Raw genomic sequence first — 15,263 nt, forward strand, 5'->3', positions numbered from 1 at the left:
GATCCCCCGTTGTCGCTGTGGAAGAACCGGCACCGCTCACGCCACCCGGGCTTCTGTGAGCGGTGCCGGCCAGTTTGATTACGCCTTGGTGGCGTTGCCGGGCGAAAGACGGACTTCGGCGGTCGTCTGGCCGGTGGAGCCGGCGGCCCAGGCGAACGCTGCGCCGGTGATGTCGCCGGCCACGGCAGTCGAGGAACTACCGTCGACTGCCTTGGCGCTTGCGCTCCACACCAGCCTTTCACCCTGCTCGAAGACCGCCGTCGGCACCTTCGGCAGCGTGAACACGCCGCCCAGGGCTACGCTGCCCGTCGCGCCGGCGGCGATGTTGACCAGGGCAACCCCCAGCTGATGACCGACGACAACCGCCTGACCCGATGCAACCTGCTGTTCGGTGGTGTTGGTCCAGGGGATCACGTCCCCATCGGATACGAAGTTCTGTGCCATGTCTCAGTGCTCCAGTTGGGGATCAGCCGCAGCGCTGCACGCCGCGATAGTCGAGGGCGGCGATGCCGAAATCGAGGCGAGCCTTCCAGCGCACACCGTCGACGGTGAAGCCTTCCTCGTAGTCCAGGAAGGGTTCGGTGATCCCATCGAGGAATGCGACCTCAATGGCCGGGCAGTCGTTTGGATCGGCGAACAGGTACCACTTGTCGTCCTTGATGCGCGCGGTGTCGACGATGTCGCGGAAGAGACCCTGCACCGCGTTCGGGCGCTGCAGCTTTCCTTCAGCGTCCGGGTCGTACTCGGCCTTGTTGGTGACACGCGCGGCACTGCCATATTTGGTCGGACCGAGCCAGAGTGCCGGCGACAGATCCAGCACATCATTCCCGCCCACGTCCTTCTGCTGGGCCAGCTGGACGCGCATCGCGTCGACCGAGGTGACGCTCGGCACTGCTGCCGCCAGGATGTTGCCGTGGTCGGCGTGGAACAGCGCCTTGTTGGAATCCAGCTTCGGATTGCTGGCGAGGAACGCATACGCGTCGGCCTCAATGGTCCGCTTTGCGGCACGACCGAAGGCGGTCGCCAAGCCGAGGAACGCGCCCAGGTCGTCGTTGATGATCGCCTGACGCGTCAGGTTGATGGTGTTGCCCTTGGTGCCAGCGGTGATGGTTGCCTTCTCGCCGTCCGGGATCTTCTTGTTCTTGAACTCGCCAGCCTCGGTCAGCTTGTCCAGGTTGCCAATGCTGCCCACGCGGTAGCGCGAATGCTCGCGGAAATCACTGACGGTGCCGGTGACGCACCAGCGGGACCAGGTGTCCGGCGCAACGGCGTAGGCCGCCTGCAGCGCCTTGTGCATCGTGCTTTCGAGCAGCACCGGGAAGTCACTGCCGCTCTGCGTGAACGCGCGGCCGACCAGCTCCAGCTTCGCCATGCCATCGGTGCGTACGCCGCAGCGCTCCAGGCTACGACGGGCCAGGTCCATCAGGGTCAGGCCGCGCACTGGATTGTCACCGGTGAGCGCGAAGATCCGCTTGGTTGCGGGATCGATCACCTGGGCTCGGTGCAGCAGCGCATGCGTCACAGCGGAGCGCTGCAGATCCTGCTCGTCCTCGGTGACGCTGATGCGGTTGATGTTGCCGCCAGCAGCGGCGTCGCGCTGCTCCAGCGTGGTCAAGATCAGGCCACGCACGTGGTCGACCGAGTGACCAGCGCGAATCCAGCCAGCTGCATGCTCGGTCTGGCCGTGGCGGGTTGCCAGCTCCACGATGTCGGCTGCGCGCGTGTCACCTTCCGGAGCCTGAGCTGCGGCCGGCGCTGCCGGAGCCGGGGTGTTGTTGATGGGTTCCTGCTGGACCGCCGATTCGGCGGCGCGGGCGGCGGGCTGAGGCATGGTGTGCTCCTGCGACGATGCGCTACGGGTGAATACACAGGGGGTCCCCTGTGCGGGTTGATTGCTGCGGGTGCCTGCTGCCGGGTCGGCCGGCACAGTGACGAAGCTGATCTCGCTCGGCGTCCACTCCACCGCGCGGTAGATCGGCAAATCGCCGGGGTTGACGGCGCGCTCGATCTCATAGCGCTGCACGGTGTAACCAACCGAGATATTGCGAATGATTCCGGCACCGATATCGGCGATTACGCCGGCCAGCTCCTCGCGACCGGAGAGACGGATAAGGGCGTGGCCTTCGCCATTGGAGAGCCAGGCGCGATCAACCACTCCCATCTGTGAGCCGATACCCCAGGTGTTATGGCTGTCCAAGACCGGTGCAGCGCCAGACGACAGACGCTCCATGTTGCAGGCAGCCTCATCAACTACCAGCTCCTCCCAGTAGTACGTGTCGTTCCACCAGTCGTAGCGGCGCACTCGGGTACCGGCGGTCCACTGGAGTTCGATCGTGCGTGCCTCGCTATCGAAGCTGGTCGGCTGCAGCTCGGCCTCACGCAACTGGGTGGGCATGAGGCGTGTCGTACCATCCTGCGTCGGAGCCTGGATTGGCTGGGGCATGGTCATTCCTCGTTGGTTGTTGAGGCGTCGACCAGGCCGGTCCGGGCGCCACTGGATTGAAGGAAAGTCATCAGACCGAGGGCGCCGGTCTCTTTCATCCGCTTGAAGTCCTTGCCCATCTCGACGTAAACGGCATCCGGGTCGTAGCCACGCCGACGCAGCGCCTCACTGGGTGAGTTGAGACCGGCGCCCATCGCTGCGATTTCCGATTCGATGTCCTGCTTGGGATTGACGTAGTCCCAGCGCGGCGTGCTCCAGTCGGCAGTGCTTCCCGTGGAACGCACCCCGCCGCCTAGCGCGGCTGCTTCGTCAAACCAGCGCCAGATTGGCTTACACATCTGTGGGACTAGCACCAGCCACTGCATCTGCTCGCAGTCACGGCGGAACTCCATCTGCCGGATGCGGGCACTGGAAAAGTTCACCTCACGCATATCACCGGTGGCCGACTCGTAGGGGACACCGATGCCAGCAGTGATGATGTGCGCGTTAAACTTGCAGTATTCGACGTAGCCTCCTGCCGGCTTTGGCTCGACAGTCTGGAAGGCGGTGGCACCTGTGATGTGGGTGACGCCACCGCTGGGAAGTGGGCCAAGGTCGGTGACCTGGTCGCGATCTGAGCCGAGCTGCGAAGGGCCGTCATCGTCCGCGTTGGACATCGAGTCGATGTCGCCACTGACAATCACACCGAGCCGCGCTTCCAGGTTCTTCCGCGCCAGCTCGGCGTCTTCGTACAGCATCAGGTCGCGCACTCGCGCGATCACGGGGGCGAAGCGCGTGATGCCGCGTCCCTGCCCAGGGCGGACGGGGTTGTAGAGGTGGATGATGTCGGATCCCGGCACCAACGAACTGCTCAAGCGTACAGAGCCACGCACGGCCTCACCGGGATGCGCTCCGAACAACCAGTAGCCGCGAATCCGACCGATCGCGTCGTACTCAATTCCGTTGATGATCTGACCACCGCCTGACGCAGACCCGTTCTTGTTCCCGTCGAGCCAGTCGATCTCAAGTACCTGAAGCTGCAGCGGGACCGCGAGACCGTCCGACTGACGCCTGGTGCGGCGGCGAATCATGACTTCGCCGTCCTGCTCCATTGCACGATACGCGGTAGCCATAAGGCCGTAGATGTCCGACTTTCCATCCGCGTCCGCCACGTCTGCCCAGCGGCCCCAAAGGGCGTCCAGCGCAGCAGCGTTTGGGCCATCGGCCTTGGGAGTAATGCCGGTCCCGATCGTTGCGCTCACCAGCACCTGGAGGGACCGCGCGCAGTACGGAACGTTCTGAACCAGCGCCCGAGCACGGTTGCGCAGCTCGCGGGCGTCTGCCAGGTGATCGGTGTTCGCGCTGGCCCCCGCCCTACGAACACGCCAACCGTCAGTGCGCGAGGCACCCTCGTAGGCACGTACCGCTTCCAGCGTTGCCCTGGCGCGGTGACGCTTCAGGGCCGCCTGGGGAGAAATGGCGCCGATGACCCTGTCCAGCAGCGAGGCCACCATGTCAGAAGCCCCTCAGCGTCGTGAAGCGGTAGCGGCGCGTGGCCGACATCCGTCGGCCAGCCGTCTTGGCGGCAACCTCAGCTTCCATGCGGTCCAATGCCGTCAACATTGCTTCGACGGACTGATACGTGACCTGACGATCACCATGCCGAACGGACAACTGACCGCTGGCGATGGCGGCCTTCAGCCTCTGCACATCGTCTTTGGTCCAGCTCATCAGTGAGGCATCCGCGAGATCATGGATGCCAGTTTCCTGATCAAGTGCGGGTGAGTCTCGGGGAACTCACCCGCACCCCCTACTCATTGGCGCAAGGCTCATCAAGCAAGCGGTACAGCGTCCTTCTGTCAATCCTGAACCTCCTGCACAGCGACCGTACAGACTCCTGTTCCTGCATCCCTTTTCGGATCTCATCCACAGGGTAGGCACTGATTTGCATGCTGGCGGGGATGTACAGATCCTGTGCTGGGTACTCTTCGACAAGGTAGGCCACCACGGCCTCCACAACGCTGCGTATATCGTCGCTATCACATCGCAGGCGCAGCGCGGCGCCGACCGCGAGCTCCTCGGTCAGCTCACTGATTCGTACCTTGTTTCGGACTGTGTTCCTGCTCACCACTGCCTCCCCGTGCTGCGAGGCTGCGCGGGACGTTGCCGGCGAGGCACATCCGATGTTTCACGGGAATCAGTGGACGTGTCGGCCTCCGACGCAGCACCTTGCGTTTCGCGTGAAACGTTCACGCTTGGCGGCGCAGCCAGCCTTTGTTCCAAAAGATCCCAATCGGAACGCGTGAAGCGGTTGATGCGGACCTCTGGGTGATGGGTCGCCGCGTAGGCATACACCCATGTGTCCAACGGCTCGTTTCGGGTCACCTTCTTCTCAAAGCGATTCTTGACAGGGTTGTAGACCTCCGACACCAGGCCTGGGAAGAACTCATCCGGCAGCTGGTCACTGAGGTGGACCATGCGATTCTCGGGCTTACGCTCGGCGTCAGCCGAAAGACGGCTGTAGAGGTAGTGCTTGGCTGCAACGGTACCCACGTGGTTGATGGTAATGCCGCGCTTGTCAGTCTTGCCCTTCCAGGTGACGTCAGCCAGCTTGCCCTTGGACAGCACGGGAGCGTTGTTGGGTACAGCACCAAAGATGCACATTGGTCGGGTGATGCGCCGCTGACGGACGTAGTTTTTGACGGCCTCGGTGCGGTGGCCACCAGCGTCGATGGCCACTGCCATCGGCCGGAGCAGCGCTCCATCTTCGCGCTCGATTGCGCGGTTGAGCAAATCGGTCAGGGCTACCCACACCGCTTCCTCGGCCGGATCGCCCTGCAGCTCCACATAGTCCAGCGTCCATGCGGTCATACCCCGTCCCCAGCCGACGACATGAACAGCAAGACGGTTGTCCTGCGTATCCACACCTACGGTGATAGCCAGCACACCTTGCGGAGCCGAGCGAAGCGCATAGGGCTCGGCACGATCTTTGATGACGTTGTGCTTCACTGCCCGCATTGCCGGGTCTTCCCACGTCTCGGCCAGGCGATCATTGACGAAGGTCTTTAGGGCAGCGGGATCGCCCTGCGCCTCCAGCCATTCCTTCACCAGGTCCAACCAGCGCGGCCCCAGGCCGAACTGGTAGTAGAGGCAGTTGATGGTGTAGCCGCGAATGGGCGAGTCAGGGTTGGCCGGGACCCAGCGCCCGTTGGCGATCATCTCGGTCTTGAAGTGTTCCTCGATGGCGACACCGCACTCGCAACAGGCGTACCACGCGTGGCTCTTATCGGGCGACCACACCAGGCCACTCCACTGCAGCGCCTGGTAATGGCCGCAGTGGGGGCACGGCACGTGATAGCGGCGCTGGTCGCTCTTGTCGTACAGCTTCGCGATCCGGCTGAGTCCGGCGATGCCAGGCGTGCTGATGTACTGGCGCTTGTAGGTGGTCGGAAAGGACGACGTGCGGCCGTCCAGCATCTTCACCGGATCGTCGCCGGTGGAGAGCTGCTGCGGCGCCTCATCGATCTCATCCACCTGCAGGTACTTCACCGTCGAGGACTTCAGGCGCTGCGGGCTACCCATGTGCTCCACGAACAGCTGGCCGCCAGCGAAGTCCTTGAACGTGCGCTGGTTCGCGCTGTCGCGGCTGGCGGTGCTGGTCAGCGCCTTCTTGACTGCTGCGCAGACCTCGATCATCGGGTTCAACTTCTGGGCGATCCACTTGTTCATGGACACCTCACCCGGCAGCGCATACATCATCGGGCCCGGCGCATAGTCCATCCAGTAGGCCATGGAATTGGTCGCCAGCTGACTCTTGCCGAACTGGATCGGGAACATGCAGACCTGGTCATGCACCGGGCTACGGGCGGACATGTTGTCCATCGGCTCACGCAGTGGCGGGTTGCGGTCCGTCACCCAGCGCCCGGGTTTGCTGCCGCTCTTGGTGGACAGGCGCATGTGTTCGTCGCACCACTGCGAAACGCTCATGGGCCGCCGCGGCTGCAGCGAGCGCGCCAGCACCGACGCCAGGCAGCTCTGTGCCTCCATCATTCCGCAGCCTCCGCTGCCTTGGCCGCCAACGTGCGGAAGCCCTGGCTGAGTTCTTCCAGGGCGTGGCTCACCTCATCCCAGACCAGCCGCCGGCAACCGGCCTCATCCAGCGTTGCAGCGAGCTGCGGCGCCAGCGTGTCGGCCAGGCGTTCCATCGCACCCCGGAACGTCGTTGCGTGCTCAGCGAGGAACGCCTCCACGTCTGCGCGGGGCAGCAGCAACCCCAGCTCCTTCTGCAGCGCGATGTGGGCCATGTGCGCGTCGGTCTCTGCCTTGTCGGCCAGCGCCTTGGCCTTGCGCGCGGAGTCTGGGGTCTGGGGCCGACCTACCCGTGAAGGCTTGGCATCGTCGTCGTCGCCATCCTCTTCGTCGTCATCGACGTCGGCGTCTACAGCATCGCCCCCCTCCCCGCTCCCCACCAGCGCGCTACCGCGCTCATCTGCGTGGCGCTGGGCGACACCGGCATAAACCGGGTCTGCGGTGCGAGCGTAGAGCTCCAGGGAGGCGGCCTTCAGGAATCCCTTGCCGCCCTCACCGACCACCAGCCGGCCCTTCTTCCTCAGTTCTACCACGTAGGACGGCTTGCAGCCGATCAGCGAGGCCAGCTCTTTGCCAGTGATCGTCACGTCTTCCTCAGCCATTGATTCCCCCTACTCCATTTCCTTCGAAGATCGTTAAAGCGGAAAAAAGCGCGCACGTGAGCATGTGCGGGCTGTGCGGTGGCGTGTGCGGGATGCGATAGCCGCTGAATCGACGTGGCACAAGGCGTGTGCGGTGTGTGCGGGATGTGCGGTCACCCACATACGCACGCGAGACGCATTGCGGCTTTGCAGCGCGATACCCGTACGCGCCCGCGCCCGCCCATGTAGGCTGATGCCCGCACGTCCCGCACATGCCAACTGCCGCAAGCGATTCACGGCAATTCAGTGCCCGCACATCTGCCCGCACATCCCGCACTCCCCGCACGTCAATGGGCATAGTGATCACGCACGCCCCTTGTAGTCCGAGTACATGCGGCGGAAGGACACGACCTGGTCGCCCAGCCATGCTGCCTCTGTCTTCCCGTCAGGCACCGTGCAATCGCCGAGCATCAGGAAGCCATGTGGCCCGTTCACGGTCTGCTCGATCTGGTAGCGCTTCCTGGCCCGGTCGGGGTGGATGATCTGGCGCTTGCGCACCAGTGCGTTGATGAACTTTGGTGACGGTGCCGGGCGCGGCAAGCCCTCACGCGCGCACCAGGCCTTGTAGACCTCGTACCACTCTTTCGAGAGCGCCGGCATGGGCTTCAGCCCGGGAATGTCATCGCCGTAGAGCTCGTCCAGGAAGCGCTGCGGGCTGTCCTGGCTCAAGCCGATCAGCTCTTCCTTCGCATGGGTCATCGGCGGATGGGTGCCGTTGGTGAACCCGGTCAGGTCAACCTGCAGCAGGTAGTGGTGCAACGCTGCCGTTGCGCCGTTGCGGATATCGGCCAGCACCTCGGTGTAGAACTCCAGGCTCAGCTTCTCCGGCGTCCAGATCACCGCGTGGCGCCGGTCGTCCTCTTCCAGAACGACCGGCATCGCTTCATTCGAGAGGAACACCAGGTTCGCGTGATTGTCTTCCTCGTAGGCCTGGATGTTCTTCGGGTTGATGCGGATGCGGTCGCCCGTGATCAGCGCCTTGAGCTTGTTCTTGAGGTGGTACACCTCGGTGCGTGCAACCACTTCATCGGCCAGCAGGAACAGCTTACGGCTTGCCCAGTCATTGAATTTGTCTTCCAGCGCCGCCTGGTCAAGCACGCGACCGTAGTCACCGTAGAGCTTCATGTACTCATCGAAGAACATGTTCTTGCCGGTGCCCTGCGGACCATGAATGACGATGGTCGATTTCATCTTGGCGCCAGGATGCTGCAGCGGGTACGCAAGCCACTTGACCACCCAGTCGTACAGCGCCTTCTGGTTGGCCTCGTTTCCGCACATGTGCCAGAGCAGCTGCAACAGCCGGTCGCAGTTGCCCTCCTGCGGTACGGTCGGCCACCCGGCGAAGAGATTGCACGTCACCCCGGGTTTCTCGCACGACGGGTCAAAGTCCACTTCCCGCACACGCACGATGGACCGATCCGAGTGCTCCATCCACGCCCGATGCAGTTCCTTGCGCACGCAGGCATCGCGCATGTCGCCCAAGGCAACCAGCATGTGCTCTTTGTGATCGAACACCGTGCCGCCCTGCCCATAAACAAGCGCGAAGCGCTCAAGCAACTCGCTCAACGAGTGGATCGGTGCCAGGCGATCATTCCCCACGCCCCCATCGCTGGTGATGGAACGCGCACGTCTTTCTGCAGGCACCCGCCATGAAAGCTCCGTGAGGCGAGCCTCGACCTGCGCCCGCACGACGTGAAGGCCCTCTTGGGCGTGCAAATCATTGAAGTCGCTGACCTTACGTCCGCTGTCGATGAAGCGCTCACGCCTGGCCGACTCATCGGCAAATACTGGGTGCAGCACCGCTCCGCCCACGTCCAGTGCTGCGGCCTCGGCACCGAGCAGGCCGGCATTCGACGCGCCATGCGGCTGCGCGCACGATGGGCAGAACTGCGGATGGTCGGCCAGCACCAGGCGGCTCTTGCAGTGCCGGCACTTCTGCAGCACGTCGTCGTCGGCGCACAGCAGCATCTTGATGCTGCGATAGCGTTTCGCCAGAGCCGAGGCGACGGCCAGCATGTTGCCAGCATCGAATGCCACGGCTACCGGATAACCCGTCGCCATGTGCAGCGTGGCCGCAGTGGCATAGCCCTCGGCCACCAGCAAGATCCACTGCGGGCTTCCGCCGATCAGGTGGAAGTGGCCCTTCTTGACCATGCCTGCCGGCCAGTACTCCTTGGCCGGCTTGCGTCCTGCGGCGGCCAGCTTCGCGCTGCGCAGCACCTGCAGGCCATGCACCTGGCCGTTCACATCGAGCAACGGCACAAGTGCGGCACCGGTGGTGCCGTAGCGCAGACCGAACCCTTGCACGCCCTTGCTGACCAGGTAGTCAGCCTCGCCGACTGCATTCGCCTTGGCCCAGGCCGACGATGCACGCTCGGCCGCCCGCTTCGCCTGGGACTGGCGAGCAGACTCGGCCCTGCGACGATCCTCGGCCAGCCGGTTGCGCAGCGCTTCGCGCTGTTCATCAGAGAAGGTCTTATCGCGCTTGCGCAGATCAACCTTGGTCGCGCCGTTTTCGTTTCCGTGCCAGACGCCGTAGGTGCCGACGACTAGCACTTCGCCGGCCGAGGTATTCAGCTCGTGGAGCGCGTACCAGCCGCGACGCTCGCGCGAGCCCTCGACGCGGCAGCGGACCATGCGCCCGGAGGCATCCAGTTCCGTCACTTGCAGTCCTGCTGATTGCAGCTGGCCCAGCACATCGTCGTAATTCACTGACATTCAGTAGTTTCCAAGGTCACTAACTGCCCACCTTTTGCGGCCTCGCTACCCGCATGGGGCCATCCCGAAGGAGGACCCAACGCGGATACGAGCGAATCGCATTTCAGTGGTGCGCCAAAAGCCATTGCTTGCTCGCGCATTCGAACGCCCTCCCCGGGGGAAAGGGGCCAGATCATCGGTGGTCGTCGTCTGGCAGCAGCGTGAACAGCAGAGACGCCTGTGCATCGTCCGCTCCGTGCCGCGTTCGCCTCAGCCGCGCCCGCTCCGCCAATGCCTCCTCGCCAAGCAGGGCCGGAACCGAATCGGTCAACGCCAGTGCGGCCTGCTCCATGGCGCGCCGCGCCGAATCGCCGATCGGCCCGCGCCTCGGTAGCTGTTGCTTGGGAGCGCGGTAGATGGCCACGTTACGCACGTCCCCTCGCCTTCTGATGAGCGCGGACGGCGTTGCGTTCGATTCGGAAGCAAAGCGTTCGAATCTCGCGCGTCAGATCCTGCATGGAGTCTGCCTCCGCGAGCGATATCGCCCCATCAGCCATTGCTTCTCTTCCCGTACCCGCAAGTCCTCCGGTCAGCTCGTGCAGCTCAAGCAACTTCTCGCGCAGCGCAGTGAACTCGCAAGGCCATCCACCCTCGGGTGCAGGTGGGACGTAGTCCACGACCAGGTCGAACTGTCGTCCCAATGAGACGATCCAATCCGTTGCTTGTGCGGTGGTGCCTACGAACTGCTGCAGGTACTCAGTGAGCATCTCCGCCATTTCCATCGACAGCGACTCGCCTGGCAGGCCACGCAGCTTCTTACGCAGCGTCTCTCCAGCGATCGCGGCGCCCCTGCGCTCGGTCAAGTACGCGGCCGCCGCCTGCACACTCCCAGGCGCAAGCGATACAGCGGTGTAGAGCGCATCGAGCCAGTAGACGTCGGAGCGGCGGCAGGTCATCGTGCCCCCTGAAACACTCGATGTTTCATCGTTCCGTTGATCTGTCTAGCCGGTGCACCATGCATGCCATGAGCGAGATCATTGGCTTTCCCGTTCGCATGCGCTTCACTGCACTGCGCGCATTCGACATTCGCAGCGGGCTCGGCGGCGTCATCGCGGTGTTCTGGGGACCAGAGCAAGGCGTGTGCGGCTATGGTCATTGCGGCGATCAGCAAGACGATCACCCCGCAATTGCGGAGATGAAGGCGGCGGCGAGCCAGCCGATAGCGGCGGTGCCCAGCTGCCCAGCCGTGCTGGGCAATCGGGAGGGTTAGCGACTGATCACGCGACGGCATTACTGCGCGCCTCCGCGCCGTCTTGCGGCATTGGCCCGAAGACATCCGGGCGCAGCAAATGTCTGGACACCCCTGTCGCCGCTTCAATGGTGAGGACATGGACTGCGGGGACAACGCCCTTCGCGAGCCAGCGGGTGACTGCCTGCGGCTTTTGGCCGCATACACGCGCCAGCTCTGCCTGGGAGGGTGGAGACAACCTGGAGATCGCGGATTCGACAGGGTTCATGCCCTCAATTCTAAACCAAATGTTGATTACGGAGTCAACTATATGTTGATTGACCGCATCAAGCCCATTCGGGAACATCAACAAATGGTTGATGAATCCGTAAAAACGCCCTTCCAGCAACGGTTTGACGCCGTACTCCAGGCAATGGACGTCCCCAACCGAGCGGCGTGGGGTCGAAAGATTGGCATTGCGTCGGGCCAGACGCTCTATAACTGGTACGAGCGCGATCAGAAGATTCCGGAGAAGGAGCGCAAGCGCCTCGCCGGGTTTGGCATCTCCATCGACTGGGTAAACGACGGGGAAGGCCAGATGCACATTGCTCCTCCCTCGTTCTCGACCCCTGCGACAGCCGGCAGCTATGTTCGCGTCCAGCAACTGGATGCGGAGGCAGGTATGGGGGGCGAGACCGTCAATGATGATTACCCTGAAGTGATCAGGGCGATGGATTTCACCTCTGCCTACATCAGGTCCATCGTCGGGTTCGTTCCAGCACCTGGTCGACTGGTCCTGGTGACGGGGCGCGGGGACTCAATGATTCCCGTCATCCAGCCAGGCGAAAGCCTGATGGTCGATACTGGAATCACCAACTTCGACGGTGATGGGATCTACCTGATCAACACCGGCAACGGTCAACAGATCAAGGGGCTTCAAGATCGCGGCGATGCCATCTATGTGGTGAGCGCCAACACAGCACTCTATCCGGCCTTCCCACTTCCGATCAGCACGATCATTGGCGGCAAGGTCTATCTCCGCAACCGTATCGACAGGCTCAACTGAGCCTTGGCATCAACGAGTGATGCGCGAATTGCACAAGGGACTTGCATGAGAACGTTGGGTTTTTTCCTGGTCGCCATTGGCTTTGTGATGCTGCTTGTCTCTTGCAACATGGATGTCAGTGTTGCGACCGACCTCGGCACGAGGGTCAACAACATCGGGCTCATGCACCAGCAGACGATGCTGGTGACAATCAGCCTTGGCCTGTTGCTCATCGGCATGATCATGTGGATAGCTGGTCGCCGCCGCCCGACAACCGCTCAACGTGGCGAGGCGGTAGTACGCACTTACACGCCAGAAGAGATGCGGGATCTCGACGTCCTACTGGCCGACATGGGCTGGACTGGAATCTCCCTGCGTGCCGATGACCCGAAGGTAGTTCACTCGGTAGCAGATGGCTCGGCTGCAGCGGATGCCGGCATCAATTCTGGCGATCGCGTAGTTCAGATTGATGGACAATTCACTGGCAACGATCTGCGGGAGAACATCATTCGGCTTTCAGGAGAACCCGGCGTAACGGTCAAGCTCACCATCCGACGCGGTGACGCCAGCCTAAAGTTTGAAGTTGATAGACGATGACCCAAGAAAAGGCCCCGCTTCGGCGGGGCTTTTTCTTGGCCGCTCAACGGCAAAGGGAGCGAAAGCTGAACCGGCACGCGATCAACAGTTCGCACCATAGATCAACCTTTAGTTGACTGAACAATCAACTTGATGTTTACTCCGCCTGCCAGCTCATCAGCTGGCGGGCGACCGGCGGGTCGCAACCCTGCCGGCCCCTCCCCTGACCGGCAGTAGCCGCCCCCTCGGCCGTTGACCCGCCGGCGCCCTCCTTCGAACAGGAGCGCGCCATGTCTCATCGCTACGCCTATCCAAGCCCCTGCCTGCTGCCCCTGTTGGCCGTAAAGGCCTTGCGGGCCGTGGCAGCACGCGATCACAGCACCGCCCGGACCCTGTGGGTTCGCAGTAAGGGCGAACACAGCCGCAACCAGCTGCGCCGCTCCCGGCGCATGGGCGTTGCCAGCCTCCGCCTGGAAGCCTGCTCGCGCGACATGTCTGCGGAGGTGCGGGCATGACTGCGCTTGCAGCGAACAACCACCACCTGTGGTGCTTCAACTGTGATGAGAACAGCCCAGACGCTGAGAGCGCTGACGACTGCGAGGATCTCGCCGGGCGCGAGGGCTGGGTGCTTGGGATCGACATCGACGGCGGCGGTGGAGCGCAGTACGCATGCGCCGACTGCGCCGAACTCCTGGATGAAGCACTCCCTGTCAAAAGCCTGCGGGCAATGCGGCAAGAGATTGGCGGAGGTGCAGCATGAGCCGACGTCTCCGCCTCGCTTGGGCAGCTGTCGCGCTGCTGGCCGCGGTTGTCGTACCGCTGCGCATCACCGAGATCCAGCAGGCGCACAGCGACCGTGATGCGGCCAAGGTGCGCTGGGCGCTCAGCACCTCGGTGAGGGGCTAACCATGCGCCAGACCGCTCGCCCGCTCCCCGATTCCGTGCCGTTGTGCTGGCCCGGCCATCGACCGCAAATCGTGGTGACCCAAGGCGCCCCGACCGGCCATCGCCTTGGCGCGCCCTGCCCGCCGCTGCTGCACATCGAATGCCACCGGTGTGGCCTCGCCACCCGTCCGGTACCGAAGGAAAAGGCAGCGCTGGCCGAGCTGCGCTGGACCGATCCGAGCCTTGTCCACCTGCGCATCCCGATCTCCCTGCTCGCCCGCCATCGCGGCGAAGTACTTGCCGAGATCGCTGCCGCTTCCCCTTCCACGCCCATCGCCGCCTGACCAGGAGAACTGCCCATGGCCGCTCCACTGAAGCCGAAGGAAAAAGCCGCGTTGCTCGCAGCGCGTGGCGCTTCCGACCTCACCCTCCACCGCACCGCCAACGGATTCGCGCCGCGCAACCGCCCCGAGAAGCTGTTCACGCGCCGCGTCATGAACTGGCTGGATGAGCGCGTGCTGATCAGGTACGACGACCCGCAACTACCGCGCAAGGCGACCCTGACGGCGACCGGGATCGCTGCCGCCGAGGCCGAGATTGCCAAGGCCCGCGACCTGGCACTCACGGCATGAGCGTGCAGCCCATCCTGCCAGTGGAGCAGCAATTCGCCACCGGCCATCAGGGCGAGTCGCTCGTGCTGATGGTGTGCCAGGGCTGGCTATGGGCCGGCCTCTACACCGCCGCGCCCCGCGAGTCGCTCCTGAAGGTCGCCGCCAGCGCCAGCCGGAGCGTGGGGGTATCGCACCGCTCGCTCACCCTCGGCGGCGTCACGTTTTCCCTCAACCGACTTGCAGCACAGGCCGCGCACCGCTGGCTTGACCATCAGGGCGTGCGCGTCCGGTCGATCTCCCCCAACAACCGCGCTACGCGCCGCACGCGAGGAATCCCCGCATGAGCCGTTCTGTTGTGATCTATGGGCCGCACCTGTGCGGCAAAAACGCCAACGCGCAGGAGCTGCGCGAACACTTCGGCCTGCAGGCCGTGATTGCAGACTGGGATGGGCACAGCAGCTATCCGCTGGATAACACACTGGTCCTGACCGAGAACCCCGATGCTGTCGCCGACAGCTCATCCAAGGTGATGCATCACGGCTGGGCCATGCGCGAACTGATTGCCGGGGCCCGCGCATGAGCGCCCGTCCACAGCAGACCGGCCGCGCTGCCGAAGTTCGCAGGGTCCTGTCCATGTTCCCGCAAGGCGCCACGGTCGAGCAGATCAAGACCGCTGGCCGCATCAACGGCACCCACCAGGCCATCGGCTACACGCTGAAGGGTTTGGCGCGCAGCGGCCAAGCCATCTGCCACCGCTCCGGCGTGCGTGGCATCTGGCGCCTCTCCAGCCACACGCAACATGCGATCGCCCCGCTGCGCGCGGCACTTGCCCGGGTGCAGCCGACCTGCACGCTAGGTCCGCTTACAGGCGTCAGTGACGCGGCGACCACGATCCGACACAGGGAACTCGACCGGCAGCAGCTGGCCGACGACTTGGACGCTTTTCTCGCAGCGGGCGGGCACATCGAGGTGCTGGGGCACACGCCGCTTCGCCCGCTGATGAGCCGCCACGCAGCCAACCACGGCAGCCATGCAGAACGCATGGCAGCCCATGACATTGACTGAGGTA

Annotated in this window: 22 protein-coding genes; 11 read left to right on the forward strand and 11 right to left on the reverse strand. The window is 63.8% G+C overall.

Annotation, left to right across the window (positions count from 1 at the left end; genetic code table 11):
* Window positions 1-78: 78 nt before the first annotated feature.
* The 10 genes from V3B46_RS15400 to V3B46_RS15445 form a co-directional block, all read right to left on the reverse strand.
* Window positions 79-444: a DUF2190 family protein gene (locus V3B46_RS15400; RefSeq protein ID WP_329892281.1), complete on the reverse strand. Its 366-nt coding sequence runs from the start codon at window positions 442-444 to the stop codon at window positions 79-81.
* Window positions 445-466: 22 nt separating this feature from the next.
* The gene (locus V3B46_RS15405) at window positions 467-2,395 is read right to left on the reverse strand and encodes a prohead protease/major capsid protein fusion protein (RefSeq protein ID WP_329892282.1); all 1,929 of its coding nucleotides are present in this window, start codon (window positions 2,393-2,395) and stop codon (window positions 467-469) included.
* A gap of 50 nt (window positions 2,396-2,445) precedes the next feature.
* Window positions 2,446-3,936: a phage portal protein gene (locus V3B46_RS15410; RefSeq protein WP_329892283.1), complete on the reverse strand. Its 1,491-nt coding sequence runs from the start codon at window positions 3,934-3,936 to the stop codon at window positions 2,446-2,448.
* Between the two features lies 1 nt (window position 3,937).
* Window positions 3,938-4,153 (reverse strand): phage head-tail joining protein, encoded by a 216-nt coding sequence (locus V3B46_RS15415; RefSeq protein WP_329892284.1) that lies wholly within the window; start codon window positions 4,151-4,153, stop codon window positions 3,938-3,940.
* A gap of 79 nt (window positions 4,154-4,232) precedes the next feature.
* Entirely contained in the window at window positions 4,233-4,550 is a 318-nt protein-coding gene (locus tag V3B46_RS15420) for a helix-turn-helix domain-containing protein (protein WP_199157845.1), read from the reverse strand.
* The gene (locus tag V3B46_RS15425) at window positions 4,547-6,472 is read right to left on the reverse strand and encodes a phage terminase large subunit family protein (protein WP_329892285.1); all 1,926 of its coding nucleotides are present in this window, start codon (window positions 6,470-6,472) and stop codon (window positions 4,547-4,549) included. Before V3B46_RS15425 ends, V3B46_RS15420 begins: the two co-directional genes overlap by 4 nt.
* Complete coding sequence (locus tag V3B46_RS15430) at window positions 6,469-7,113, reverse strand: hypothetical protein (protein WP_154348797.1); 645 nt, start codon at window positions 7,111-7,113, stop codon at window positions 6,469-6,471. Before V3B46_RS15430 ends, V3B46_RS15425 begins: the two co-directional genes overlap by 4 nt.
* Window positions 7,114-7,455: 342 nt before the next feature.
* Entirely contained in the window at window positions 7,456-9,870 is a 2,415-nt protein-coding gene (locus V3B46_RS15435) for a DUF5906 domain-containing protein (RefSeq protein ID WP_329892286.1), read from the reverse strand.
* Window positions 9,871-10,042: 172 nt separating this feature from the next.
* Window positions 10,043-10,282 carry a hypothetical protein gene (locus tag V3B46_RS15440; protein ID WP_241882506.1) on the reverse strand — a complete coding sequence of 80 codons (240 nt, stop codon included), beginning with the start codon at window positions 10,280-10,282 and terminating at the stop codon, window positions 10,043-10,045.
* Window positions 10,275-10,805: a hypothetical protein gene (locus V3B46_RS15445; RefSeq protein WP_241882507.1), complete on the reverse strand. Its 531-nt coding sequence runs from the start codon at window positions 10,803-10,805 to the stop codon at window positions 10,275-10,277. Before V3B46_RS15445 ends, V3B46_RS15440 begins: the two co-directional genes overlap by 8 nt.
* A 68-nt stretch (window positions 10,806-10,873) precedes the next feature.
* Between V3B46_RS15445 and V3B46_RS15450 the strand changes: the two genes are divergently transcribed.
* The gene (locus tag V3B46_RS15450) at window positions 10,874-11,119 is read left to right on the forward strand and encodes a hypothetical protein (RefSeq protein ID WP_241882508.1); all 246 of its coding nucleotides are present in this window, start codon (window positions 10,874-10,876) and stop codon (window positions 11,117-11,119) included.
* Between the two features lie 7 nt (window positions 11,120-11,126).
* On the opposite strand, the gene V3B46_RS15455 is transcribed toward V3B46_RS15450, so the two are convergent.
* Entirely contained in the window at window positions 11,127-11,366 is a 240-nt protein-coding gene (locus V3B46_RS15455; protein WP_329892287.1) for a transcriptional regulator, read from the reverse strand.
* A gap of 42 nt (window positions 11,367-11,408) precedes the next feature.
* On the opposite strand from V3B46_RS15455, the gene V3B46_RS15460 reads away from it, so the two are divergent.
* From V3B46_RS15460 to V3B46_RS15505, 10 genes are all read left to right on the forward strand, one after another.
* Complete coding sequence (locus tag V3B46_RS15460) at window positions 11,409-12,143, forward strand: S24 family peptidase (protein ID WP_329892288.1); 735 nt, start codon at window positions 11,409-11,411, stop codon at window positions 12,141-12,143.
* Between the two features lie 45 nt (window positions 12,144-12,188).
* The gene (locus tag V3B46_RS15465) at window positions 12,189-12,719 is read left to right on the forward strand and encodes a PDZ domain-containing protein (protein WP_241882510.1); all 531 of its coding nucleotides are present in this window, start codon (window positions 12,189-12,191) and stop codon (window positions 12,717-12,719) included.
* A 269-nt stretch (window positions 12,720-12,988) separates the two neighbouring features.
* On the forward strand, window positions 12,989-13,213 hold the full coding sequence (locus tag V3B46_RS15470; protein WP_329892289.1) for a hypothetical protein: 225 nt from the start codon (window positions 12,989-12,991) through the stop codon (window positions 13,211-13,213).
* A complete protein-coding gene (locus V3B46_RS15475) occupies window positions 13,210-13,458 on the forward strand; it encodes a hypothetical protein (protein ID WP_329892290.1) in 249 nt (82 codons plus the stop codon). The genes V3B46_RS15470 and V3B46_RS15475 overlap by 4 nt, the downstream gene beginning before the upstream one ends.
* Complete coding sequence (locus V3B46_RS15480; RefSeq protein ID WP_329892291.1) at window positions 13,455-13,604, forward strand: hypothetical protein; 150 nt, start codon at window positions 13,455-13,457, stop codon at window positions 13,602-13,604. Before V3B46_RS15475 ends, V3B46_RS15480 begins: the two co-directional genes overlap by 4 nt.
* A gap of 74 nt (window positions 13,605-13,678) precedes the next feature.
* Window positions 13,679-13,927 (forward strand): hypothetical protein, encoded by a 249-nt coding sequence (locus tag V3B46_RS15485; protein WP_329892292.1) that lies wholly within the window; start codon window positions 13,679-13,681, stop codon window positions 13,925-13,927.
* A 15-nt stretch (window positions 13,928-13,942) separates the two neighbouring features.
* Window positions 13,943-14,215, forward strand: coding sequence for a hypothetical protein (locus tag V3B46_RS15490; RefSeq protein ID WP_329892293.1), 273 nt, complete (start codon window positions 13,943-13,945; stop codon window positions 14,213-14,215).
* Window positions 14,212-14,538, forward strand: a complete 327-nt coding sequence (locus V3B46_RS15495) for a hypothetical protein (RefSeq protein WP_329892294.1) — start codon at window positions 14,212-14,214, stop codon at window positions 14,536-14,538. Before V3B46_RS15490 ends, V3B46_RS15495 begins: the two co-directional genes overlap by 4 nt.
* The gene (locus tag V3B46_RS15500; RefSeq protein WP_329892295.1) at window positions 14,535-14,774 is read left to right on the forward strand and encodes a hypothetical protein; all 240 of its coding nucleotides are present in this window, start codon (window positions 14,535-14,537) and stop codon (window positions 14,772-14,774) included. Before V3B46_RS15495 ends, V3B46_RS15500 begins: the two co-directional genes overlap by 4 nt.
* Complete coding sequence (locus tag V3B46_RS15505; RefSeq protein ID WP_329892296.1) at window positions 14,771-15,259, forward strand: hypothetical protein; 489 nt, start codon at window positions 14,771-14,773, stop codon at window positions 15,257-15,259. The genes V3B46_RS15500 and V3B46_RS15505 overlap by 4 nt, the downstream gene beginning before the upstream one ends.
* The last annotated feature ends 4 nt before the right edge of the window (window positions 15,260-15,263 follow it).

This window comes from Stenotrophomonas sp. SMYL11, from assembly GCF_036320005.1.
GTDB classification, from domain to species: Bacteria; Pseudomonadota; Gammaproteobacteria; order Xanthomonadales; family Xanthomonadaceae; genus Stenotrophomonas; species Stenotrophomonas maltophilia_A.